The sequence below is a fragment of the Kribbella steppae genome (genome assembly GCF_004342025.1).
GTDB classification, from domain to species: domain Bacteria; phylum Actinomycetota; class Actinomycetes; order Propionibacteriales; family Kribbellaceae; genus Kribbella; species Kribbella steppae.
Genome location: NZ_SLWN01000001.1, coordinates 319,659 through 341,470 on the forward strand (window position 1 = coordinate 319,659; position 21,812 = coordinate 341,470).

At 68.5% G+C, this 21,812-nt stretch carries 21 protein-coding genes; 7 read left to right on the forward strand and 14 right to left on the reverse strand.

Going from position 1 to position 21,812, the window contains the following annotated elements; translation table 11 throughout:
• Positions 1-252: 252 nt before the first annotated feature.
• The 3 genes from EV652_RS01420 to EV652_RS01430 are packed head-to-tail and all read right to left on the reverse strand — an operon-like array spanning position 253 to position 2,468.
• Positions 253-546, reverse strand: coding sequence for a DUF1330 domain-containing protein (locus EV652_RS01420; RefSeq protein WP_132207103.1), 294 nt, complete (start codon positions 544-546; stop codon positions 253-255).
• Between the two features lie 33 nt (positions 547-579).
• The gene (locus EV652_RS01425) at positions 580-2,013 is read right to left on the reverse strand and encodes an MFS transporter (protein ID WP_132207104.1); all 1,434 of its coding nucleotides are present in this window, start codon (positions 2,011-2,013) and stop codon (positions 580-582) included.
• Positions 2,010-2,468, reverse strand: a complete 459-nt coding sequence (locus tag EV652_RS01430) for a MarR family winged helix-turn-helix transcriptional regulator (RefSeq protein WP_242001489.1) — start codon at positions 2,466-2,468, stop codon at positions 2,010-2,012. The genes EV652_RS01425 and EV652_RS01430 overlap by 4 nt, the downstream gene beginning before the upstream one ends.
• A gap of 211 nt (positions 2,469-2,679) precedes the next feature.
• Between EV652_RS01430 and lipB the strand changes: the two genes are divergently transcribed.
• A complete protein-coding gene (lipB, locus tag EV652_RS01435; protein WP_132207105.1) occupies positions 2,680-3,393 on the forward strand; it encodes a lipoyl(octanoyl) transferase LipB in 714 nt (237 codons plus the stop codon).
• Between the two features lie 119 nt (positions 3,394-3,512).
• Here the strand turns inward: lipB and EV652_RS01440 are convergent, their stop codons facing one another.
• Positions 3,513-4,820: a sulfatase family protein gene (locus EV652_RS01440; RefSeq protein WP_158441065.1), complete on the reverse strand. Its 1,308-nt coding sequence runs from the start codon at positions 4,818-4,820 to the stop codon at positions 3,513-3,515.
• A 113-nt stretch (positions 4,821-4,933) separates the two neighbouring features.
• Between EV652_RS01440 and EV652_RS01445 the strand changes: the two genes are divergently transcribed.
• Positions 4,934-6,286, forward strand: a complete 1,353-nt coding sequence (locus EV652_RS01445; protein WP_132207107.1) for a DUF4153 domain-containing protein — start codon at positions 4,934-4,936, stop codon at positions 6,284-6,286.
• A 93-nt stretch (positions 6,287-6,379) separates the two neighbouring features.
• Here the strand turns inward: EV652_RS01445 and EV652_RS01450 are convergent, their stop codons facing one another.
• The 5 genes from EV652_RS01450 to EV652_RS01470 all read right to left on the reverse strand — a co-directional run bounded on the left by EV652_RS01450 (position 6,380) and on the right by EV652_RS01470 (position 10,621).
• Positions 6,380-7,345: a LysR family transcriptional regulator gene (locus tag EV652_RS01450; protein ID WP_132207108.1), complete on the reverse strand. Its 966-nt coding sequence runs from the start codon at positions 7,343-7,345 to the stop codon at positions 6,380-6,382.
• A 109-nt stretch (positions 7,346-7,454) separates the two neighbouring features.
• On the reverse strand, positions 7,455-8,627 hold the full coding sequence (locus EV652_RS01455) for an ABC transporter permease (protein WP_132207109.1): 1,173 nt from the start codon (positions 8,625-8,627) through the stop codon (positions 7,455-7,457).
• Positions 8,624-9,505: an ABC transporter ATP-binding protein gene (locus tag EV652_RS01460; RefSeq protein WP_132207110.1), complete on the reverse strand. Its 882-nt coding sequence runs from the start codon at positions 9,503-9,505 to the stop codon at positions 8,624-8,626. The genes EV652_RS01455 and EV652_RS01460 overlap by 4 nt, the downstream gene beginning before the upstream one ends.
• Before the next feature lie 178 nt (positions 9,506-9,683).
• Complete coding sequence (locus tag EV652_RS01465; protein WP_132207111.1) at positions 9,684-9,884, reverse strand: hypothetical protein; 201 nt, start codon at positions 9,882-9,884, stop codon at positions 9,684-9,686.
• Complete coding sequence (locus tag EV652_RS01470) at positions 9,881-10,621, reverse strand: SDR family oxidoreductase (RefSeq protein ID WP_132207112.1); 741 nt, start codon at positions 10,619-10,621, stop codon at positions 9,881-9,883. The genes EV652_RS01465 and EV652_RS01470 overlap by 4 nt, the downstream gene beginning before the upstream one ends.
• A 176-nt stretch (positions 10,622-10,797) precedes the next feature.
• Here EV652_RS01470 and EV652_RS01475 point away from each other — a divergent pair, with 176 nt between their 5' ends.
• Positions 10,798-11,952 (forward strand): low temperature requirement protein A, encoded by a 1,155-nt coding sequence (locus EV652_RS01475; protein ID WP_132207113.1) that lies wholly within the window; start codon positions 10,798-10,800, stop codon positions 11,950-11,952.
• Here EV652_RS01475 and EV652_RS01480 read toward each other — a convergent pair.
• Positions 11,907-12,566, reverse strand: coding sequence for a response regulator (locus EV652_RS01480; RefSeq protein WP_199238005.1), 660 nt, complete (start codon positions 12,564-12,566; stop codon positions 11,907-11,909). The two genes, EV652_RS01475 and EV652_RS01480, sit on opposite strands and share 46 nt — an antisense overlap.
• 20 nt (positions 12,567-12,586) lie before the next feature.
• Positions 12,587-13,972 carry a sensor histidine kinase gene (locus EV652_RS01485; RefSeq protein ID WP_132207115.1) on the reverse strand — a complete coding sequence of 462 codons (1,386 nt, stop codon included), beginning with the start codon at positions 13,970-13,972 and terminating at the stop codon, positions 12,587-12,589.
• Between the two features lie 57 nt (positions 13,973-14,029).
• Between EV652_RS01485 and lipA the strand changes: the two genes are divergently transcribed.
• The 3 genes from lipA (at position 14,030) to EV652_RS01500 (ending at position 17,133) form a co-directional block, all read left to right on the forward strand.
• Positions 14,030-14,971, forward strand: coding sequence for a lipoyl synthase (gene lipA, locus EV652_RS01490; protein WP_132207116.1), 942 nt, complete (start codon positions 14,030-14,032; stop codon positions 14,969-14,971).
• A gap of 22 nt (positions 14,972-14,993) precedes the next feature.
• On the forward strand, positions 14,994-15,689 hold the full coding sequence (locus EV652_RS01495; protein ID WP_132207117.1) for a DUF4191 domain-containing protein: 696 nt from the start codon (positions 14,994-14,996) through the stop codon (positions 15,687-15,689).
• A gap of 163 nt (positions 15,690-15,852) precedes the next feature.
• Entirely contained in the window at positions 15,853-17,133 is a 1,281-nt protein-coding gene (locus EV652_RS01500; RefSeq protein WP_132207118.1) for an SAM-dependent methyltransferase, read from the forward strand.
• Positions 17,134-17,182: 49 nt separating this feature from the next.
• Here EV652_RS01500 and EV652_RS01505 read toward each other — a convergent pair whose 3' ends face one another.
• Positions 17,183-17,647 (reverse strand): RDD family protein, encoded by a 465-nt coding sequence (locus tag EV652_RS01505; protein WP_132207119.1) that lies wholly within the window; start codon positions 17,645-17,647, stop codon positions 17,183-17,185.
• Between the two features lie 191 nt (positions 17,648-17,838).
• On the opposite strand from EV652_RS01505, the gene glnA reads away from it, so the two are divergent.
• Positions 17,839-19,263, forward strand: coding sequence for a type I glutamate--ammonia ligase (gene glnA / locus EV652_RS01510; RefSeq protein WP_132207120.1), 1,425 nt, complete (start codon positions 17,839-17,841; stop codon positions 19,261-19,263).
• Positions 19,264-19,326: 63 nt separating this feature from the next.
• On the opposite strand, the gene EV652_RS01515 is transcribed toward glnA, so the two are convergent.
• Together EV652_RS01515 and EV652_RS01520 are read right to left on the reverse strand one after the other, a co-directional pair.
• A complete protein-coding gene (locus EV652_RS01515; RefSeq protein ID WP_132207121.1) occupies positions 19,327-19,722 on the reverse strand; it encodes a VOC family protein in 396 nt (131 codons plus the stop codon).
• A 130-nt stretch (positions 19,723-19,852) separates the two neighbouring features.
• Positions 19,853-21,751 (reverse strand): glycoside hydrolase family 76 protein, encoded by a 1,899-nt coding sequence (locus EV652_RS01520; RefSeq protein ID WP_132207122.1) that lies wholly within the window; start codon positions 21,749-21,751, stop codon positions 19,853-19,855.
• Positions 21,752-21,812: the final 61 nt, after the last annotated feature.

Below are 21,812 nucleotides of genomic sequence, written 5' to 3' on the forward strand. Positions count from 1 at the left end.
CCTGATAGGAGCTTGGCCGCGATCGTCATGCCGACTCAGCTCTGTTCACCGTCACGATGGTGCGAATGTGCCACCACCAACCCACCCGCGACTATGTAACCCGCCGGCCCGCCCAGGGCCTCACCACGAAAGAGATCATGCGCTGCCTCAAGCGCCACATCGCCCGCGAACTCCTGCCCCACATCCACCAAGCCCTCACCTCAACTCCTTGACGATCTAAAGGAGCGTAGTGAAGATCCGACTGGACCTCGGTCAGTCGATGCCTTCGACGATGCGGAAGTCGCGCTCGACGCCGTCGGAGAGGGCGACCAGCGCCTCCTGGTAGGCCGCACTCTCGCGCGCCGCGACGGCCTGCTCGAAGCTGTCGAACTCGACCAGGACGGTGCGTTCGGCGATTCCGGCGTCGTGGGCGACGACCCGACCGCCACGGATGAGGGTCCGCCCGCCAAAGGCCTGGACGGCCGGACGGGTCAACTTGTTGTAAGCGGCCAGCTTCTCAGGGTCTGAAATGGTGCGGTAAACGCTGACCCAGTAGCCCTTGGGCATGGAACCTCCAGTGTTGGGATGAGTGCATCTGACTTACGGGTTGGTCTCGGACGAGCGACGGCGGGCGAGAGCGAGGCTTGTCAGCGTCGTGATCGCCATAGCGCCGATGCCGACCAGCGCCGCGGTGGTGTAGGCGCTGTCGTCGGGGAAGAGGTGGCCGGGGCCGGTGCCCGCGGCGAGGATCAGGCCGCCGATGGCGCTGCCCAGGGAGTACCCGACGCTGCGGACGACGTAGTTGAAGCTCATGGCGCTCGACGTCTCGCTCTTGGGGGTGACGGCGAGGATGACGCCGGGCATCGCGGCCGAGAAGCCGCCGACGCCGAAGCCGAGCACGCCCATCGCCACGAACAGTTCGGCCAGGTCCGACCGGGCCGCCGCGAACAGGGCGAACCCGCCGCCGACCACGACGGCGCTGCCGGCCAGGAGCAGGGGGTCGGCGATCCGCGTCCGGACCCGCGGCGTGAGCTTGCCGGCGACGAACCCCAGCACCGAGAACGGGATGAGGACCAGCCCGGCGACGAAGGTCGTCAGCCCGAAGCCGTAGCCGGCGCCGTGCGGCGTCTGCGCGTACCGGGTGATGAGCGTGAGCAGGAGGTACATGCCGATCCCGCCGACGAACATGGCGAGGTTCGCTCCCGCGACCGCCGGGTGCCGGACCGCCCGCACATCGACCAGGGGCGTCGTGCTGCGCAGCTCGATCACGGCCCAGACGCAGAGCAGCACCACCGCGACGACGGCGAGGCCCGCCGCCACGGCGAGGTGCCGGCTCCACAGATTCCGTTCGCCGGCGAGGAACAGCACCAGGAGCAGCGCAGCGGCCAGGACGACCGCGCCTGCCACGTCCACGTGGGCGGAGCGGCCTTCGGGGGCTTCGGGCATGGAGCGCCACGCGGTCAGGAAGGCGACGGCGGTGACGAGCAGACCGAAGCCGTAGGCGGCGCGCACCCCGCCGAGTTGGGCGAGCAGCCCGGCGAGGGGGTAACCGACACCGACCCCGATGATCGAGACCACCGAGATCAGGGCGATGGTGGCCGCGCTGCGCGCCTCGGGGAGATGGTCGCGGGCCACGCCCATCATCAGCGCCGTCAGACCGAGCCCCACACCTTGAGCAGCCCTGCCGACGAGCAGCCACGCGAACGGCAGCGGCAGCACGGTGAGCGCGCTGCCGGCGACGACGACCGCCAGCGTGACGAGAATCGTGGCCCGCCGGTGCGGGCCTGCTCCGAGCCGGCCCAGGACGGGCGTGGCGACGGCGCCGCTCAGCAACGCGACGGTCAGCGTCCACTGCGCGCTGCCGAGCGAGACGTGGAACGACGTCGCCACGCTGGTGATGAGCGGCGCCCCAAGGCTGGCGACCGCTGCCACGACCAGCGCGATGAACATCAGGGCGGGGACCAGCAGCCGCGCCTCGGAACGCGCCACCGGGAACGCCTTCACCGGAACCCCGCCGACCGGCTGCCCGGTCACTGCTTCGGCCCCTCGCGGTCCTGGCCTTCGAGCTCTGCCAGATGCTTCAGCGCCGGAAGGGCCGCCACCAGCGCCTCGACCTCGTCGCCGGTGAGCTCGCCGATCAACCGCTCGAACGCGTGGACGCCCGCCTGGCGCCGCGTCCGGACATAGGCGGCGCCGGCCTCGGTCAGGCACACCAGCGTGACCCGCTTGTCGGACGCGTCGCCCCACCGCTCGACCAGGCCGGACTCCTCCATCACCCGGACCAGGGCGGTCATCGCGGGCTGCGTGACGCCCTCGACCGCGGCCAGATCGGTGATGCGCCGCGGGCCGGTCCGGTCCAGGGTGGCCAGGGTGGCGGCGGACGTCAGGCTCATGTCCCGGGGCAGGCGTCTCACGGCCCTGGTGGCCAGGCCGTAGAGGGCTGCCCCAATGGCGGCGGACCCGCCAGGAGCGGTGTCTTGACGACTCATGCTCGAAGCATAACATCCTTATATTCATAGTTTATGGAAATGGTCGACTGGCGCGGGCGGCCTCGATCCGCACCCGCGACGGCGGCCGGCGCCCTCACCCCACTCCTTGACGATCTATAGGAGCGTCAGGCTGCCTGGCGAGAGCGCCGTACGACGGTGGGCTGTGGACGGCGGCGTACGGCGGGTGCGAGGGCCGCATACACTCGAGGGCGTGAGGGAGATCAGGTATGTGGAGGCCGGGTTCGGTGCCGGCGCGGTGGACTACGAGACCGCGTGGGCCGAGCAGCGGCGCCTGCACGCGGAAGTTGCCGAGGGCACCGGTGCGGACACGGTCATCCTGCTCGAGCACCCACCGGTGTACACGGCGGGCAAGCGGACCGAGCCACACGAGCGGCCGCTCGACGGGACGCCGGTGGTCGACGTCGACCGCGGCGGGAAGATCACCTGGCACGGTCCGGGGCAGCTGGTGGGCTACCCGATCGTGAAGCTGGCCTCACATGTGTACGTGGTGGACTACGTACGGCGGCTGGAGGAGGCGCTGATCGCGGTCTGCGCCGACCTCGGGGTGAAGACCGGGCGGGTCAAGGGACGCAGCGGCGTCTGGGTCGCGGCGGACGATCGCGGCCGGGAGCGGAAGATCGCGGCGATCGGGATCCGGGTCTCGCAGGGCGTGACGATGCACGGGTTCGCGCTGAACTGTGACAACGACCTGGGGTGGTTCGACCGGATCGTGCCGTGTGGGATCTCGGATGCCGATGTGACCACGCTGTCCAAGGAAGTCGGGCGGGATGTGGCGGTGACGGAGGTGCTCGAGTCGGTACGGCGGCATCTCGACCGGATGCTCGCGTGGGAAGAGTACGAGCGGACTCCCGACATCGGGCACGAGGAAGAGCCGACGGCGATCACTTACGGGCTGACTGTCTGAATCAGCATCGCTACCGCGATGTTCTGGGTAGCTCCCAGCGGTTGTGGATGGGGCCAATTGCTGGGTGCCTGGCGGCTCCGGGCATGGAGTGCCGCGCGGATGGCGTTACGGGCCGATTGCTAGGGGTGGCGGGCTCGGGAGGCCTGGTGCGATTTGGCGGTTTGGTTGGTTTGGTCGGGGTTGAGGATTGTTCTCAGCTGGGCGTCTAGCTTGGCTGTTTGGGTATTCTTGGTGGATTGGTCTTGGAGTTCGTGGGGGTCCGCCTCGGTATTGAAGAGTTGCGGCGGTTGGGCGGGGCCGTAGTAGCAGTATTTCCAGGGGCCGGACTTGAGCATGTAGCCGGCGTCGGGCATGCCCTGGGCGTGGTACTCGGAGAGGACCGGGCGGTCGACCGGATCGAGCAGGCTGTGGCCGGGGAGGGCTGGGTCCGGGGGTAGGCCGGCGATCTCTCGGAGGGTCGGGAGTACGTCGATCAGGCTGACGTGGGAGGTGATCCGCGCCGGAGCCAGCGACGGGTGGCGGAGCAGGAGCGGGACGCGGACGGCTGGTTCGTAGAAGCATTGCTTCTGCCAGATGGCATGGTGACCGGCCATCTCGCCGTGGTCGCTGGTGTAGATCACGACCGTGTCGTCGGGGATGGCGGCCAGCAACCGGCCGATCTGGTGATCGAGGTGGCTGATCAGCGCCCAGTAGCAGACCGTTGCCTCGCGAACCTGTTCCTCGGTGATCGGCTCGTCGTTGCGGAACCCGTGCCGCAGCAGCGAAATCACCGGATGCTGCGACGACACCGACTCATCCCACGACGGAGGCAGTTCCACCTCGGCCGGATCGTAGAGCGCCCGGAACTCCGGCGGTGCCACCAGCGGGAAGTGCGGATGCATGTACCCGACGTACAGCAGGTACGGCTCCGGTCCCGGATCGCGGAGGAAGTCGAGAGCAGCGTCGGTCGCGTCGACGTCGTGCTGGGTGTGCACGTGATCGCCGGCGCCGTGCTCGGTCACGTGGGAGTTGGTGGGTCGTTGCCAGTCCGGCGTACGACGAGGTGGCCGGCCACTGTGGTCGAGCCAGAAGTCCAGGTCGTCGGTGAGCCGACGGTCGAAGCCGAGCAACCGGTCCGGTCCGTTGAAATGTGTCCGGCCGGCGATCACGGTCTGGTAGTCGGTCAGGTGATGGCCCCACGACCGAAACTCCGGGCCGGGGATGACACCGTTGTCCCAGGCCCCGATCTGGTGGACGTACTGGCCGGCCATCAACGACAGGCGCGACGGGACGCACATCGGGCTGTTCGTGTACGCGCGGTCGAACGACAGGCTCTGCGCGGCGAGGCGGTCGAGGTTCGGTGTTCGCACCCCTGGGTGACCGGCCCATCCCGCAGCGGTACCGGTGTGTTCGTCGGACAGCACAACCACGATGTTCGGTCGGTTCACGACGTACCACCCTATGTTCAAGGAAGCGTTTGCCTGGCGGCGGTCCAGCCGCCATCCGGTGGGTTGCGAAGTGTCTGCCGGGTGTGACGGCAAAACGTCGCTACCTTGGTGGTGTGTCCAAATTTCTTGGGTTCTTGCTCGGGGTGGTCGTTGCACTGGCCGGGCCTGCGGTGTTCGGAGTCCTTGCCGCGCCGGGCGGTATCGAGCTGAATGCGAAGGAGATGGCGCTTGCCTACGGCATCGGCGCGCTGATCTTCTGGACCGTGGTGTCGTACTTCTCGGGCGCCGGTGCGCTCGGTGCGTTCGTCGCCTTCGGCACGCTGATCTATTGCTGGCTCTGGATCCCGAACCGGACCACGAACTTCCTCAACGACGTCCCCGGAGTGACCACGGGGATGATCGAGGGGTCCAGGCAGTACACGCTGAACGGCGTCGTACCGATCCTGACAGTGATCTCGCTGGTCTACGGGATCCAGTTGATCGTGCAGAGCGCGCAGCGTCGGCGGCGGGAGCGCGCGGAGGCCGAGCGGCTGCAGCGCGAGCAGGAAGCCGCGCAGGCGCAGCAGGAGGCCGAGTCGGCAACGCTCTACCCGGTTGCTGGGAGCACCTATCCGGCCGAGGGCGGTCCGTACGCCGGTTCGTACGGGAACAGCAACCGGTTCGACGACTTGTTCGACGAAGACCCGGAGCCGGTCCGGCCGCGGAATCAGGCGGACGAGCAGACCTCGCAGTTCCCGGTCTCGGCGCCGGACCAGACCGCGCAGTTCCCTGGTAACGACGGGCCGGACAACGGTGCCCAGGGCAACGATTCGGCCGACGACACCGTGCTGGTCCCGACGGATCGCGACGAGACGACGCAGGTGCCGGTCGAGAACGACGAGACCGCGCAGGCGCAGGCAACCGGGCCTACTCCCCCGCAGTCGGAGCAAGAGCAGCCGACCGTAGATGCGGACGAGCAGACGGTCGCGGCACCTGGCGGTGCGGAGGAGCAGCGGCCGGCCGAACCCCAACCGCAGGAGCAGCCGGTCGCCAAGGCAGACGCACAGCCGGTCGCCGCCGCGACGGCACCCGCCGGGGCGACGGCACCCGCCGGGGCGGACGAGCAGCCGACTGCCGCTGCTCCGGTCGAAACGGGTGAGCAGCCGACTGCGGTGGCGCCAGTCGCGGCGGAGGAGCCGAAGGCGGAGCAGCCGGCTGGGGCGGATCAGGACGAGACGGTTGTGGCGCCTGTTAAGGCGCCGGAGCAGGTGGATGAGCCTCGGCAGGAGAAGAAGGGTGCTGACGGCGGTCAGCAGGCTATGGCTGCGCCGGTGACGCAGGCCAAGGGGCCGGCGGCGTCGACGGCTAAGGAGCAGATGGGGCAGCAGTACCGCGAGCGGATGGACAACCCGGAGGACACCGGGGAGCTCTACATCAGTGCGTTCGAGAACCCTACCCAGGTGAGCATCCGCCCGGCCGGAGCCTAGAAGCGCTGGAGACAGAAGCCCGGCTGGGGTTCACAAGCCCAGCCGGGATTGGGAAACCTGCTGGGATTCAGAAGCCTCGCTGGGGTTAGAAGCTCACGCCACGTGCATGCGTTGGACCTGGTCGCGGCGGGCGTGTTCGGCGAAAGCTTCGTCGTACGCCAAAGTCGCCATCTGCAGCACGTCGCGCGCCATCTGCGCTCGCGGCGACTCCATGCTCCACGCCAGCATCAGCTTGCGGTGGATCGGGTCGCCGACCAGTGTGCGGGTGGTGACGTCGCTGGAGAGCATCCGGTACGACGTCGGTGAGATCAGCGCGACGCCCTGACCGCTCGTCACGAAGCCCATCAGCACCGAGGTGTCCACCGAGTGGTGCTCCACCTTCGGCTGGAATCCGGCCTGCTCGCACGCGGCCCGGAAGAGTACGTGGAACCCGCTGTCGTCCGGCGGCTCCCCGATCCACTCCTCCCCCGACAACGCCGAGAGCTCGATCTCACCGCGATGCCGCGACGCCATCGCCAACGGGTGGTCGGCGGCCATCACGACGTACGCCGATTCCGACTCGACGACTGTGCAGAACTCGACACCACTCGGCAGCCGCAGCTCGAAGCCGGGGAACTCCCGTAACAGCGCGAAGTCGAGCCGTCCGCTCTCCAGCTGCTGCAGCAGCACGCTGGTGGACCACTCGACCTCGATGCTCACCTGCTCGATCTCACCGTGGTCGCGCAGGCGGCTGGCGATCCCGGACATCGGCGCGGTAGGGAACCCGCCGAGCCGTACGGCGCTGGACTCGACCGCGGTCATCGCGGACACGGTCGCGGACAGGTGGTCGACGTCGACCAGGATGGCCCGGGCGCGATCGACGGCGTACCGGCCCAGTGCGGTCGGGGTGACGCCGGTGCGGGAGCGTTCGAACAGCTCACCACCGAACGCGGCCTCGATCCGTTTGAGCTGCGCGGTCAGGCTCGGCTGGCTGACCTTGAGCCAGCGGGCGGCCCGTCCGACGGACCCCGCTTCAGCCACCAGGACCACCACCCGCAGGTGGCGCAGCTCGACGTTCATGCGTTGAGACCGTAGTCCAGGTCTCCCTACAGCACACAGCTATCGAGTGTTGCGGTTTCGTCTCAGCCAGGACCAACCCTGTAACGCTGGCCCCGGCTGTGACGATAGGTCAGGACGATTCGAGGGCCAGTGCCTCACGGTAGCCGAGCCGGCGGCCGGTCTGCAGCAGCGTGCGCTCGTACAGCCGGGCGCCGAGGCGGACGATCAGCACCGTCGCGACGAGCAGGATCGCGATCGCGAGCAGCGGCTGCCACAGCGGCACCTTCTCGGTCAGCATCCGCCCCGGCATCGCCATCGACGACGCGATCGGCACGAACGACGCGACCGTCTTGGCCGACGCCCCGGCGAACACCGCGAAGAAGAACGGGATCATCAGGATCATCTGCCCGGGCAGCGTGGTCGACCCGAGATCCTCCTGCCGGGTGGCCAGCGATCCGGCCACCGCCCACAACCCTGCCAGCGCGACGAACCCGAGGACGAAGAACACCACGAACCAGCCGGCCACCGGCGCGACCACCTGCAGGATCGCGAGCTGGTCGGTCGCGACCAGGCCGATCACCGAGGCACCCGCGATCACGACGATCTGCGACAGCGCGAGCACGGTGTTGCCGAGCACCTTGCCCCACAGCAGCGAGCGGATCGGTACGGCGGCGGCCAGGATCTCGACGACCCGGCTCTCCTTCTCCTGCACGACGCTCTGCGCGATCATCATGCCGAAGCCGAGCGCGGTCATGTAGAACACCAGCGCCAGACCGATGTTGACGAAGTCGGCCACGATGTCAGGCAGCGGTGCCGGCTTCAGCAGCTCCAGCTGGATGTTCGTCCCGGCGCGCAACTGCTCCGGCGTGAGACCGGCGCGCGCCGCGTTCTGCTCCATCCCGACGCTGACGGTTGCTTCGCGCAGCGCCCTCTCCAGCCCGGAGTCGACCCGGTCCTTCCCGAGGACGACGAACCCGTCGGTGCCGGGCAGCAGCGCCGCCTCCGCCTCACCGTCGGTGACGAGCTTCTCGGCCGCCGGACGATCTGCCGCCCGGGTCACCTCGAAGCCGTCGTCACCGTTCGTGGCCGAAGCCTGCTGGACGACCTTCGCGCCGCCGTCGTCGATCACCGCGATCTTGTCCGGACCGCCGCGGCCCGCGAGCAGCGCCGGGATGATCACCGCGGCCAGCACCAGGACCAGCATGAACGCGGTCGAGCCGAGGAAGGTCTTGTCCCGCAGCTTGGTGGTGATCTCGCGCTCGGCGATCAGCAGCGCGGGACGGTCAAGGGTACGGTCGTTCATCGGGTCGCCTCCCGGAAGACGTCGCTCAGTGCCACCCGTTCCGGCGCGAACTGCAGCACCGGCCCGCGGGTGATCGCCTGCTGGAGAACCTGCTGCGCAACACCGTCGTCCTCGACGTCGAAGAGCGCCGTACCGCCGGCGACATCGCGCACCCGGATGCCGCGGACGTCTCGCAGCCAGCCCGCGTCGCCGTCGACGATCAGCTTGTAGGTCAGGGACGGCCCGGCGGCCAGTTCGGCAACGGGGCCTGCGGCAACGACTTTGCCGCGGGACAGGACGACGAGGTCGTCGCAGAGCCGCTCGACCAGGTCGAGCTGGTGGCTGGAGAACAGCACCGGCACCTCCTCCGTGACCTCCTCACGCAGCAGGTCCACCATCGCGTCGACCGCGAGCGGGTCGAGACCGCTGAACGGCTCGTCCAGGACCAGCGCGATCGGCTCGTGCACCAGCGCCGCGGCGATCTGCACCCGCTGCTGGTTACCGAGTGACAGCGTCTCCAGTACGTCGGTCGCCCGCTCGCCCAGCCCGAGTCGCTCGAGCAGCTTGTCGGTGCGCTCGGTCGCCCGGATCGGGTCGAGCCCATGCAGCCGGCCGAAGAACACCAGCTGGTCGCGGATCTTCATCTTCGGATACAGCCCGCGCTCCTCCGGCATGTATCCGAAGTCACGCCGGATCACCTGCGTCAGCGGCGCGTCGTTCCACCGCACCTCGCCCGCGTTCGCGGCCAGCACGCCGAGGATGATCCGCATCGCCGTCGTCTTGCCGGCCCCGTTGGCCCCGACGAACCCGGTCATCCGTCCCGGTACGACGTCGAAACTCACGTCGTCCAGCGCCAGCTGTTCCCCGAACCGCCGGGTCAATCCAGCCACGCTCAGCATCCGTCACCGTTCCCATTCACTTCGGCCCCCTCGCCAGGCCCGCGCCTGACCGCCTCCGTCAGGAAGTAGTTCAAAGTTAGTGAACCGGTGCCACACGCACGTCGGCCCCCAGGGTGATCACGCAGGTCATCCGCACGGCGGACCTGGTCACCACCCGGGGGGCCGGGACGGACCGACTTCAGCTGTCGGCGTCACCCTCCAGCGCCTCGACGGCGCCGAGCAGGCTCCGCAGACCGATCTCCTCCCGCTCGACGTCGGCCGGGTCGACCGTCCACTCACTGGGCGGCAGCGCGGCGGCCTCCGTGGGGTGACTGGACTCGACCATGCTCAGGTCGGCCTGGACCTCGTGCTCGAGCTCGTGCAGGAAGTCACCGCTCATGACGGGTTCCACTCGCCGTAGTGGACCCGGCCGAGGGTGGCCTCGCCGATCGGGACGAGCGAGTCCTCGACCAGTTCGGAGCCGAAGTAGGTCGCCTTCGGGTCGGTGATCACCTCACGCTTGTCGCCGAGCTCGGCGAGTGCCTTGCGGAAGAACTCGTCCATCCGGTAGCGGTCGGGCCCGGCGATGTCCTTGCGCCCGTTCAGCGGCTCACCGACCGCGACCTTGGCGACCTGGTCGGCGACGTCGTCACCGGCCATCGGCTGCCAGCCCACCGGCGCCATGTGCACCCCGTCGTCCTGGGCCGAGGAGTCCGCGATGGCCCGGACGAACTCGAAGAACTGGGTCGCGTGCACCAGCGAGTACGGGACCCCGGACTCCTTGATCAGCCTCTCCTGGGCCAGCTTGGCGGCGAAGTAGGCGTTCTCCGGCATCCGCTCGGTGCCCACGATCGACACCGCGACATGGTGGCCGACCCCGGCGGCGGCCTCCGCGGCGAGCTGGTTCGAGGTGGAGGTGGTGAAGAAGTCCATCACCGCCTTCGCCTCGAACGAGGGCGAGTTGGACACGTCGACCACCACCGAGGCGCCCGCCACCGCCTCGGCCAGGCCTTCGCCGGTGAGGGTGTTCACCCCGGTGTTCGGTGACGCCGCGACGACCTCGTGTCCGTGCGCCTCGAACCGCCGTACCAGCTTCGAACCGATCAGCCCCGTGCCACCGATCACCACGATCTTCACAGCCACTCTCCTGTCCCCGGGCACCCCGCTGGCGACCGGTCGCCAGCTAAGACAGGACAGCCCCTGGACTTGTGACCGTCACAAACCGCGAGCCTGTCCTGTCTTGGCTGGCAGACCGAACTGACTGGGGAGGACAAGGACCGTTGCCCATTGCATCGAGCCGCTTCAGGATCCGGATGACGGCCCGGCCGATCGACGAGCCGCACCGGACCTCGAGCCCGCTGGAACTGCTGTTCGATCTCACCTTCGTGGTGGCGGTGGCCGCAGGGACGGCCGAGTTCGCGCACACCATCGCCGACGGTCACGCCGCGGTGGTCGAGTTCCTGATGGTGTTCTTCTGCATCTGGTGGGCCTGGATGAACTTCACCTGGTTCGCCTCCTCCTACGACACCGACGACGTCCTCTACCGGCTGCTGACGATGCTCCAGATGGCCGGTGTGCTCGTGCTGGCGGCCGGAGTCCCGGCCGCGACCGCCGAGTCCGACTACAGTGCCGTGCCGTTCGGGTACCTGATCATGCGGATCGGCCTGGCCGCCCTGTGGCTGCGGGCCGGCTACGAGGACCCCGAGCGTCGCCGTACGGCGTTCCGCTACGCAGGCGGGATCCTGACCCTCAACGCGTGCTGGATCCTGGCACTTGTGCTCACCCACATGGCGTTGTGGCTGTTCGTCGTACTGGTCGTGCTCGAGCTCGCTTTGCCGTTGTGGGCCGAGCGGCCGCGGGCCACCAACTGGCACCCGCATCACATCGCCGAGCGGTACGGACTGTTCGTGATCATCCTGCTCGGCGAGAGTGTGCTCGCGGCCAGTCGAGGCGTCCAGAAGGCACTCGCGGCCGGTGACATCAGCAGTTCCTTCCTGCTCGTCGCCGGGGCCGGCCTGGTCCTGCTCTTCGCCCTCTGGTGGCTGTACTTCCTGCACCCAGCCGGCCACGGCCTGAGCGAGCGACGGGCCGCCTCCTACCGGTGGGGGTACGGTCACTTCTTCCTGTTCGCCGCTCTGGCTGCCGTCGGAGCTGGGCTCGAGGTCGCCGTCGAGGAGGCGGCGCACCACTCCACCTCGACGACGGTCGGGTACGCCGTCGCGATCCCGGTCGCGGTGTACTTGCTCACGCTCTGGCTGGTGCACGCGCCGATCATCTCGCCGCCGGTCACCACACCCGCCCTGATCCTGGGCAGCGTTGCGCTCGTCCTGCTGTTGCCGCTCGTGCTTCCGCCGGTCGCCGTGGTGGTCGCGGTCGCGGGTGTCGTCGTACTGATCGCGGCTCTGGTGATGATTCGCGCGAATCAGCTGGCCGGGTCGTCGCCGGGGGTCACCAGTCCGCATTCGTAGGCGAAGACGACGGCTTGGACTCGGTCGCGGAGGCCCAGTTTGAGCAAGACCCGGGAGACGTGGGTCTTGACGGTGGCTTCGCCGACGTAGAGCTGGTTGGCGATCTCGGTGTTGGTGAGACCGCGGGCGATCAGGCCGAGGACCTCGCGCTCGCGGTCGGTCAGCTCCTCGAGCAGGTCGGGGCGGTAGACGCGCTCGCCACCGCCGGTGAACCGCTTGATGACCCGCCGGGTCACCTCGGGAGCGAGCAGGGCGTGACCGGAGTGCACCACCTGGATGGCGTCGACCAGGTCCTCCGGTGCAGTGTTCTTCAGCAGGAACCCGCTGGCTCCGGCGCCGAGCGACTCGAACAGGTAGTCGTCCCGGTCGAACGTGGTCAGGATGACGACCTTGCCGGCATCCGCCGCGACGATCCGCTGGGTCGCGGTGATCCCGTCCATCCCGGGCATCTGAACATCCATGAGTACGACGTCCGGCCGCAGCGCGAGGGCGAGGTCGATCGCCTTCTCGCCGTCCGAGGCCTCACCGACCACCTCGATATCCGGCTCGACCGACAGGATCATCCGGAACCCGGCCCGGACCAGATCCTGGTCGTCCACCAGCAGCACGCGCATCGGCGCGGTATCTGCCTCACTCACGACTGCTCCTCCTTGGCCAGCGGGCGATTCTGGGGGTCGAGCGGGATCCGGACCCGGACCCGGAAGCCACCGACCGGGCGAGGTCCGATCTCGGTCTCGCCACCGAGCAGACCGACCCTCTCACGGATCCCGACGTGGCCGAGCCGGCTCCCCACCGGGGCGTGTTTCGGCCGGCCGTCGTCGATCACCTCGAGCTCGACCGAGTCACCGAGATAACGCAGCGTGATGTGTGCGCTACGAGCGGTCGAATGGCGTCGTACGTTGGTCAGGGCTTCCTGGGCGATCCGGTAGACCGAGACCGAGACCGTCTCCGGCAGCTGGACCGGGTGGCCGATCTGGTGGAACCCGACCGACAGACCCTCGCCGTTCACGTCCGCGATCAGTGCGGGCAGCCGGTCGGCGCCGGCCTGCGGGGCCTTCGCCGCCGGGGCCTCGACGTCGAGGTCGGGGTCGGCCGCGCGGAGCATGCCGAGCAGCTGGCGCATCTCGTTCACCGCGGTGCGGCTGGAGTTCTCGATCACGCTGAGCGCGTTCTTGGCCGCCTCCGGGTCGGTCTCCATCACGCGGCGGGCACCGCCGGCCTGGACGCCGATGCTGCTGATGTGGTGGGCCACGACGTCATGCAGCTCACGGGAGATCCGGAGCCGCTCGTCGATCACCGCGCGCCGGGCGTTGGCCTGCTGCTGGGCGGCGAGCTCGGTCGCCTGCTGCTCCAGCTCGTAGCGCTGCCGCGCGGTCCCCCACGCCGTACGTCCCCAGAAATAGGCGCCGAAGAAGTAGAGAACGTTCAACGCGAGCGTGATGACGACGCCGGAGATGTACGGCGACAGCAGGCCGTTGTTGGGGCCCTTGATCTCGTCGTTCTCCAGGGCCCGGACGAAGTTGAGCACGAGCCAGCCGAACATCCCGATGAAGACGAGGCCCACCGCGGCCTTCATCAGCCGCCGGTCCCGCGCCCAGGCGACCGCCGCGTAGATCGCCATGAACTGGGTCGCCTGGGTGATCAGGTTGCCGGCGAAGGCGAAGGTCGCGCGCTCGCCGGCGACGACGAACAGCACGGAGACGACGAGCAGCACCGGGATCGGCCACCGGCGCCGGAAGCACAGCGGCAACGCGCCGGCCGCGCTCAGCACGTACGGCTCGACACCACCGATCCCGAGGTCGACCTGGTTCGGCGCCGCTCCGCGGGCCAGCTCGGTGCCGATCACGGCGGCGACCGCCATCCCGAGCCCGAGCAGGATGTCGTACTTCTGCTCCTTCGGCGTCGGCCCGGGCCGGCGCCAGCCCTGCACGGTCGTCCCGGTCGCGGGCGGTGTCCCCGGTTCGGACACCTTCGATTCCCCGGTACGACGTCCCACCGGGGACTGGGCCGTAGTGGACATAGTCCATCAGCCTAAGGGGTGATAGCTGCTGTCCAGGGGACGCGTACCCTGGAGGGCGTGACGATCGCCCCAGAAGGACGGAAACTGCTCAGGCTCGAGGTGCGCAACGCGGAGACCCCGATCGAGCGCAAACCCGAGTGGATCAAGACCCGGGCGAAGATGGGCCCGGAATATCAGGCGCTGCAGAAGCTGGTGAAGTCCGAGCAACTGCACACGGTGTGTCAGGAAGCCGGCTGCCCGAACATCTTCGAGTGCTGGGAGGACCGCGAGGCGACCTTCCTCATCGGCGGCGACCAGTGCACCCGGCGGTGTGACTTCTGCCAGATCGACACCGGCAAGCCGGAGGCGCTGGACCGCGACGAGCCGCGCCGAGTAGCCGAGTCGGTCCGGACCATGGGCCTGCGCTACGCGACCGTGACCGGTGTCGCCCGCGACGACCTCGACGACGGCGGCGCCTGGCTGTACGCCGAGACGATCCGCCAGATCCACGAGCTCAACCCCGGCACCGGGGTGGAGATGCTCGCGCCCGACTTCAACGCCGTACCCGAGCAACTGGCCGAGGTGTTCTCCTCCCGGCCGGAGGTGTTCGCGCACAACGTGGAGACGGTGCCGCGGATCTTCCGCCGCATCCGGCCCGGGTTCCGGTACGAGCGGTCCCTGAACGTGATCACCCAGGCCCGCGACTACGGCCTGGTGACCAAGTCGAACCTGATCCTCGGCATGGGCGAGACCCGCGAGGAGGTCAGCCAGGCGCTGCGCGACCTGCACGACGCCGGCTGCGAGATCATCACCATCACCCAGTACCTGCGCCCCTCGGTGCGGCACCACCCGGTCGAGCGGTGGGTCAGGCCGGAGGAGTTCGTGGAGTTGAACGACGAGGCCGAGCAGATCGGCTTCGTCGGAGTCATGTCCGGGCCGCTCGTACGTTCGTCGTACCGGGCCGGTCGGCTGTACCGTCAGGCTGTGGAGTCGCGGATGAGTTCCGCGAAGCAGGCATAAGAGGACACGGACAAAGGTAGAGATGGCCAAGAAGGACGCACCCGCCGAGAAGACCGGCCGGCTCAAGCAGATCCGGTCGGCGTATCAGCTGACCAAGAAGTCCGATCCGAAGATCGGACTGGTGCTCGCCGGGATCTTCCTCGGCATCGTCGCCGTGTTCGTCGCGGTCTCCATCCTGGTCGGACCGCTGCTGGTCTGGCTGCCGCTGGGGGTGGCGCTCGCCTTCCTGGCCACCACGATCATCTTCGGTCGCCGGGTGGAGAAGGCGGCGTACAGCCAGATCGAGGGCCAGGCCGGTGCGGCCGCGTCGGCGCTGCAGACGCTGCGCCGCGGCTGGAACGTGACGCCCGCGATCGCGGTCACCAAGAACGCCGACATCGTGCACCGGGTCGTCGGCCGGCCAGGCATCGTCCTGGTCGGCGAGGGCCAGCCGAGCCGGGTGAAGAACCTGCTCCAGGCCGAAGGCAAGAAGCACACCCGGGTCGCGGGTGGCGCGCCGGTGATCCAGATCGTCGCCGGTCAGGGCGAGGACGAGATCGACATCCGCAAGCTGACCAAGCACGTGATGAAGCTGCCGGCCGCACTGCAGCCGTCCGAGATCACCGACCTGCTGCAGCGGCTGAAGGCGCTGGACGCCGTCCGGCCGCAGGTGCCGATGCCCAAGGGCCCGGTGCCGACGAGCCTCAAGGGTGCCCGTCAGGCGATGAAGGGGCGCTGACGGGCGCTGGGGGTTCTCTCAGCGTGAGATGCCGGTAACCCGGCGGCCGCTGAGTAGTTGATCTGTCGTGACGTGGCACGAGTGTGCCTTCGTGTCGCGCTGTGGGGTGGGGGTCGGGCCTTAAGGTGCGACCAGGACAGATCGAGACACGAGGTAGACGGATATGACGGATCTCATGCCGAGGGTGCACCAGCCGGCGGCTGACACGTGGCCCTCGCTGGCCCGGCCGCGGTCGAACCCGGTCCGCCGGGCCGGCGCGATGGCCGCGATCCGTCTGATCGCCAAGGACCTGCCGGCCACGATCCATCTGGACAACAACCGCTCGTACGGCCTGGGCGGGCCGGCCATGCGGGTGCACCGGAGCTCGGCCTTCCTCGACCGGCTCGGGCAGGACGCCGGGTCCGGGTTCGGCGAGGCCTATCTGGCCGGCGACTGGGATCCTGAGCCGGGGACAGACCTGGCCGACCTGCTGGTCCCGTTCGCCGAGCGGTTCAGCAACGAGGAGACCCGGCACCTGCTGCCGAAGTGGGCCCAGTCGCTGCGCTGGCTGGTCACCCGGTCCCAGCCGGGCGACCAGGAGAACGACCGGGCCGGCGCCCGGGAGAACGTCAGTCGCCACTACGACCTGAGCAACTCGATGTTCGCCGAGTTCCTCGACCCGACCCTGACCTACTCCGCGGCGTACTTCGGCGACGCCGCCACGGCCGATCTCGCGACCGCGTCGTACGACGAACTGACCCAGGCCCAGCTGAACAAGCTCGACTCGATCCTGGATGCGGCCGGGGTGGAGTCCGGATCGCGGGTGCTCGACATCGGCTGTGGCTGGGCGAGCCTGGCGATCCGCGCGGCCCAGCGAGGTGCGTGGGTCACCGCGATCACGATCGCCCCGCAGCAGGCGTTGCTGGCGCAACGCAAGATCGCCGAGGCCGGGGTGAGCGACCGGGTGCAGGTCGCGCTGCGCGACTACCGCGACCAGATCGGCGAGTTCGACGCCGTGCTGAGTGTGGAGATGATCGAGGCGGTCGGCGAGCGGTACTGGCCGGTCTACTTCGACGCGATCGAGCGGCGGCTGGCGCCCGGCGGGGTCGGCGTGGTGCAGGCGATCGTGATGCCGCACGAGCGGATGCTGGCCACCCGGAACACCTTCACCTGGGTGCAGAAGTACATCTTCCCCGGCGGCCTGATCCCGTCGATCAAGGTGATCGAGGACGTCACCGCCACACACACCGGCCTGCACGTCGACGTGATCCGGCACCTCGGCGCCGACTACGCCCGGACGCTGCGGATCTGGCGCAACCGCTTCGTCGACCGCTGGCCCGCGATCGCCGACCTCGGCTTCGACCACACCTTCTGCCGGATGTGGGAGTTCTACCTGGCCTACTCCGAGGCCGGCTTTCGCACCAACTACCTCGACGACGTCCAACTCCGCCTGACCCGGCGCTGACAGCGGTACGACGTACGCCGGCACCGCGATCGGGCGTCGTACCGGTGGATCAGCGGTGGACGACGACGGTGTTGGCGGCGCGGTCGTGGAGGCCTCGGCGGTCGCGGTCGTAGACGACGGCGGGGATGAGCAGGCAGAGCAGGAAGGCGCGGATCACACCGGCCAGCAGGCCTGGCTGGGTGGTGTAGCCGGCGCTGCCAGGGCGGACCGGGATGACGCGGAGGCCGCAGATGCGGTGGCCGATGGTGGACCCGGCCAGACCGGTCAGGATCGCGGTGATAGCGAAGAAGGTGACCAGCTGGGCGATGCTGTAGTCGTTGCCGCCCGCCCACATCGGCTGGGAGGTGATCGCGGACGCGACCAGACCGGCGATCAGCCAGTCCAGGAACAGCGCGAGCACCCGGCGGCCCCAGCCCGAGACCGAGCCCGGGCCCTCCTCGGGCAGGCCCAGCCGATTGCCCGGAAACCGGAATTCTTGGGTGGGTCCTGTGCCCGGCTGCGGGGATGATGCCATGATGGCTAGCCTACGGACACGGCCTGGACCTGATCACAGCGGATCGGGATATCTCAGGGCGTAACCGCCGTACACCAGTGGGTCAGCGCGGACACGCTGGGCGTAACATCCGCGAAACATCAGGGTCACGACGGGTTAATCGTCGGGCCCTACGTTCAGATGCAATCTCTGAGCCACCCCGAGGAGTACGAATGTTTTCCAGCGCTGAGGAGCTGCTCGCCTACGTCAAGGACGAGGGCATCGAGATCATCGATGTCCGGTTCTCCGACCTGCCGGGCATCATGCAGCACTTCACCGTCCCGGTGTCGTCGTTCGGACCTGAGGTCTTCGAAGAAGGCCTGATGTTCGACGGCTCGTCGGTGCGCGGGTTCCAGCAGATCCACGAGTCCGACATGAAGCTGCTGCCCGACCCGACCACTGCCTTCCTGGACACGTTCCGCGGGACGAAGACGCTGGCGATCAACTTCTTCGTGCACGACCCGCTGACCGGCGAGGCCTACAGCCGTGACCCGCGCAACATCGCCCGCAAGGCTCAGGAGTACCTGAAGTCGACCGGTATCGCGGACACCGCGTTCTTCGCACCCGAGGCCGAGTTCTACGTCTTCGACGACGTCCGGTTCGAGACCAAGCAGAACTCCGGCTACTACTCGATCGACTCGGTCGCCGGCGCCTGGAACACCGGCCGGGTCGAGGACGGCGGCAACCGCGGCTACAAGGTCCGCTACAAGGGCGGCTACTTCCCGGTCGCGCCGACCGACCACTTCGGCGACCTGCGCGACCAGATCACGCTGAACCTGGAGAAGTCCGGTCTGCTGGTCGAGCGCGCCCACCACGAGGTCGGCACCGCGGGTCAGGCGGAGATCAACTTCCGCTTCGACGAGCTGCTGAAGACCGCCGACAACCTGATGAAGTTCAAGTACATCGTCAAGAACACCGCCTGGCAGGCCGGCAAGACCGCGACCTTCATGCCGAAGCCGATCTTCGGCGACAACGGCTCCGGGATGCACGTCCACCAGTCGCTGTTCTCCAACGGCGAGGCGCTGTTCTACGACGAGGCCGGCTACGGCGGCCTGTCCGACGTCGCCCGCTGGTACATCGGCGGTCTGCTCAAGCACGCCCCGTCGCTGCTGGCCTTCACCAACCCGACGGTGAACTCCTACCACCGCCTGGTGCCGGGCTTCGAGGCGCCGGTCAACCTGGTCTACTCGCAGCGCAACCGGTCCGCCTGCATCCGGATCCCGATCACCGGCTCGAACCCGAAGGCCAAGCGGATCGAGTTCCGCTGCCCCGACCCGTCCGCCAACCCGTACCTGGCCTTCTCGGCCCAGCTGCTGGCCGGCCTGGACGGTATCCGCAACAAGATCGAGCCGGCCGACCCGGTCGACAAGGACCTGTACGAGCTGCCGCCGGAGGAGCACGCCGGTATCGCGCAGGTGCCGACCTCGCTGCCGGCCGTGATCGACTCCCTCGAGGCCGACCACGCCTTCCTGCTCGAGGGTGACGTGTTCACCTCCGACCTGATCGAGACCTGGGTCGACCTCAAGCGCGAGCAGGAAATCGCCCCGATCCAGCTCCGCCCCCACCCCCACGAGTTCGAGCTCTACTACGACGTCTGAGTTCAGAACTCCGAAACACCAGCGGCGGCTGCTGTGCTCCGGCACAGTGGCCGCCGCTGTGCGTCAGGCATCCAGTGGGCTGTGATCGCCCACGAACCAGAGGTGCCCGAACGGATCTGTGAACGTGCCTTGCCTGTGCGGACCCCACGGCATGGAATGAACCTCGATCGGATCTACCGCTGTCGCTCCAGCAGCGACCGCGCGACCTACGAACGCATCGGGATCCGCGACGAAGACCTCGATTCGGGTCGAGGTCGTCCCCAGCACCGCCGGCGCGGCCCAGCCGTTGTTGCCAGGTTCACCGAGGAGAAGCGGCGCACCGGCGACCCGCAATCCCGCCACCGACCCGAGGTCCCATTGAAGCTCCGCCCCGATCGCCGTGCGGTACCAATCGACGGCTGCCGGAACGTCCTCGACTGCGAGCATGACCGAGATGGTCAGAGAGCGCACGTCCTCCATAGGCCCATCCTGTTCGATGAGTACGCCGACCGTCCACAACCCGGCCCTCGACGCTCAGCCGCTCAGCCACCCCGCAGCAGACGGCCGACCCGGAACCTGGGTTCCGGGTAGGCCGCCGGTCTCGTTTCTGCTAGCCGGTGTACGTCGCGGTGACGTGGTACACCCGGCCGCCCCAGCCTTCGTCGGGGAATGAGTCGGAGATGCGGATGTAGGCAGCCTTGTTCGGGCCGAGGTGGGGGGTCAGGTCGAACGTCTGGGTGGCCTTGTTCTGGCCGTCGTGGACGTGCTCGGTCTCTCGCGCGACAGTGGTCCACTGCTGACCGTCGCCGCTCACCTCGACGACGTACTCGTTGTCGAGCGTCAGCGTGGCGGACGCCGAGGTGGTGTCGGACGGGAACGGGAAGCGGTAGACGAAGTACGCATGACCGTCGGCGAAACGGTTCTGGATCCCGTTGCTCTGTGAGCCGCCGGCGTCCCACAGCCACGGGCTCTCCGCCGCCGTACCGGTGTCGAAGTCCGCGGTGTGCGCCACCAGGATCTCGGCCTGCGTGCTGAACGACAGCAGCGGACCGGACGTCGCGGTCACGGTCACGGGGTAGCGGCCGTCCGGCGTACCAGCGGGAATCGCCACGTCGAGCTCAACGTTCGCCCGCGCGGGTACGGCGTTTCCCGTGGGGCGAAGCGTCACGGTTGCCCGGCTCGGGGTCACGGTCCAGCCAGTGGGGCCGGTGGCTCGTACCTCGGTCTTGATCACCTGTCCCGCCGGTGCCCTGGCTTGGAGCCCGGCCACGAGCGCGACGTGGGTCGCACTCCCGCTCGCGGGCATCACGACCGGCTGGGCCGGAGTCATGGCCGCTGACAGCGACTGCACCGGCGGCAGCGCTGGTACGGCGGCGATCAAGGCACTGAGCGCACTGGCCTGAGTACGCCAGTCGAAGACGTTCGGGTTGTCCGAACTGGTGGCACCGGACCACCGCTGGCCGAGCCGTCCAGCCGCGTCACGGTCGCTGTCCCAGACGTTGGCGGCCTGCTTGGCGAGGAAGGCGGCGTACCGAGGGTCGCGCGTGGTGTCGGCCAGGTCCATCCAGTAGCGCATGAAGATGCCCTTGAACTGCTTCTGGTTGTCGTCGCAGACCTTGCCCGGAACATCGCAGGACTCGGTCAGGACGCCGTTCGAGACCAGTCCCCCGGCGCCGGTCGCCGAGTCGGCCAGCCGCCGTACGGTGGTCAGCAACTCGGGGTTCCGAGTCGCCCGCCACAGCTCGAGACCGGCTCCGATCGCCAGGCCCTGGTTGTAGGTCCACACCGTGTCGTTGTTGCTCTGGCAGGTGCCGGTGTTCAGACCGTCGTTGACGAGGCCGCCGGAATTGATCATCCCGCTGCCCGTGAACCAGTTCCACCCCTGCTGCGCGCGGCCGAGCCAGTGCCGGTCACCCGGGATCCGGTTGTGCAGCTCGGCGGTGAGGCGGATCCAGAGGCCGTTGGTGACGGCGTTCTTGTAGGTCCGCTCGGCGTCCCACCAGACACCGCCGCCACAGGTGTCGTCCCAGTAGTCCTCGACGTACTCCGCGATCGTGACCGCCATGTCGAGGTACTTGCGCTGCTTGGTCAGGTCGTAGGCCTGGATCCAGGTCAGCGCCCACCACTCGGAGTCGTCGATGGCGCGGCTGGTGAAGTTCCCGAGCAGCGGATCACCCGACAGGTACCCCGCAGGGAACACGCCTTTGTCCTTCTCGAACGTGTTGTCCAGCTGCTGCAGATAGCGGCGATCTCCGGTGCGCTGCATGTAGTCGCCGATCGTCTGCAGGGCGACGGCGGAGTTCCACCAGCTGGAGGGGAACCATGCCTTGACCGGCTCGTACGAACTCATCAGGACGTCGGCGGCGACCCGGGCCCGCGCCGTCGCCGTCGGGCCGTCGGCACCTCCCGCCGGATCGGCTTCGGCAGACGGTAGGGACACCAGCCCGACGGCCAGCGTGACCACGCCGGCCATCAGTGCGCACAGAACGCGCGGACGACTCAACACCATGATCGGATCTCCTCGAGTGCTTCGTGGCGGTTCGGCTGACCGAGGTTGGAAACGTTTCATC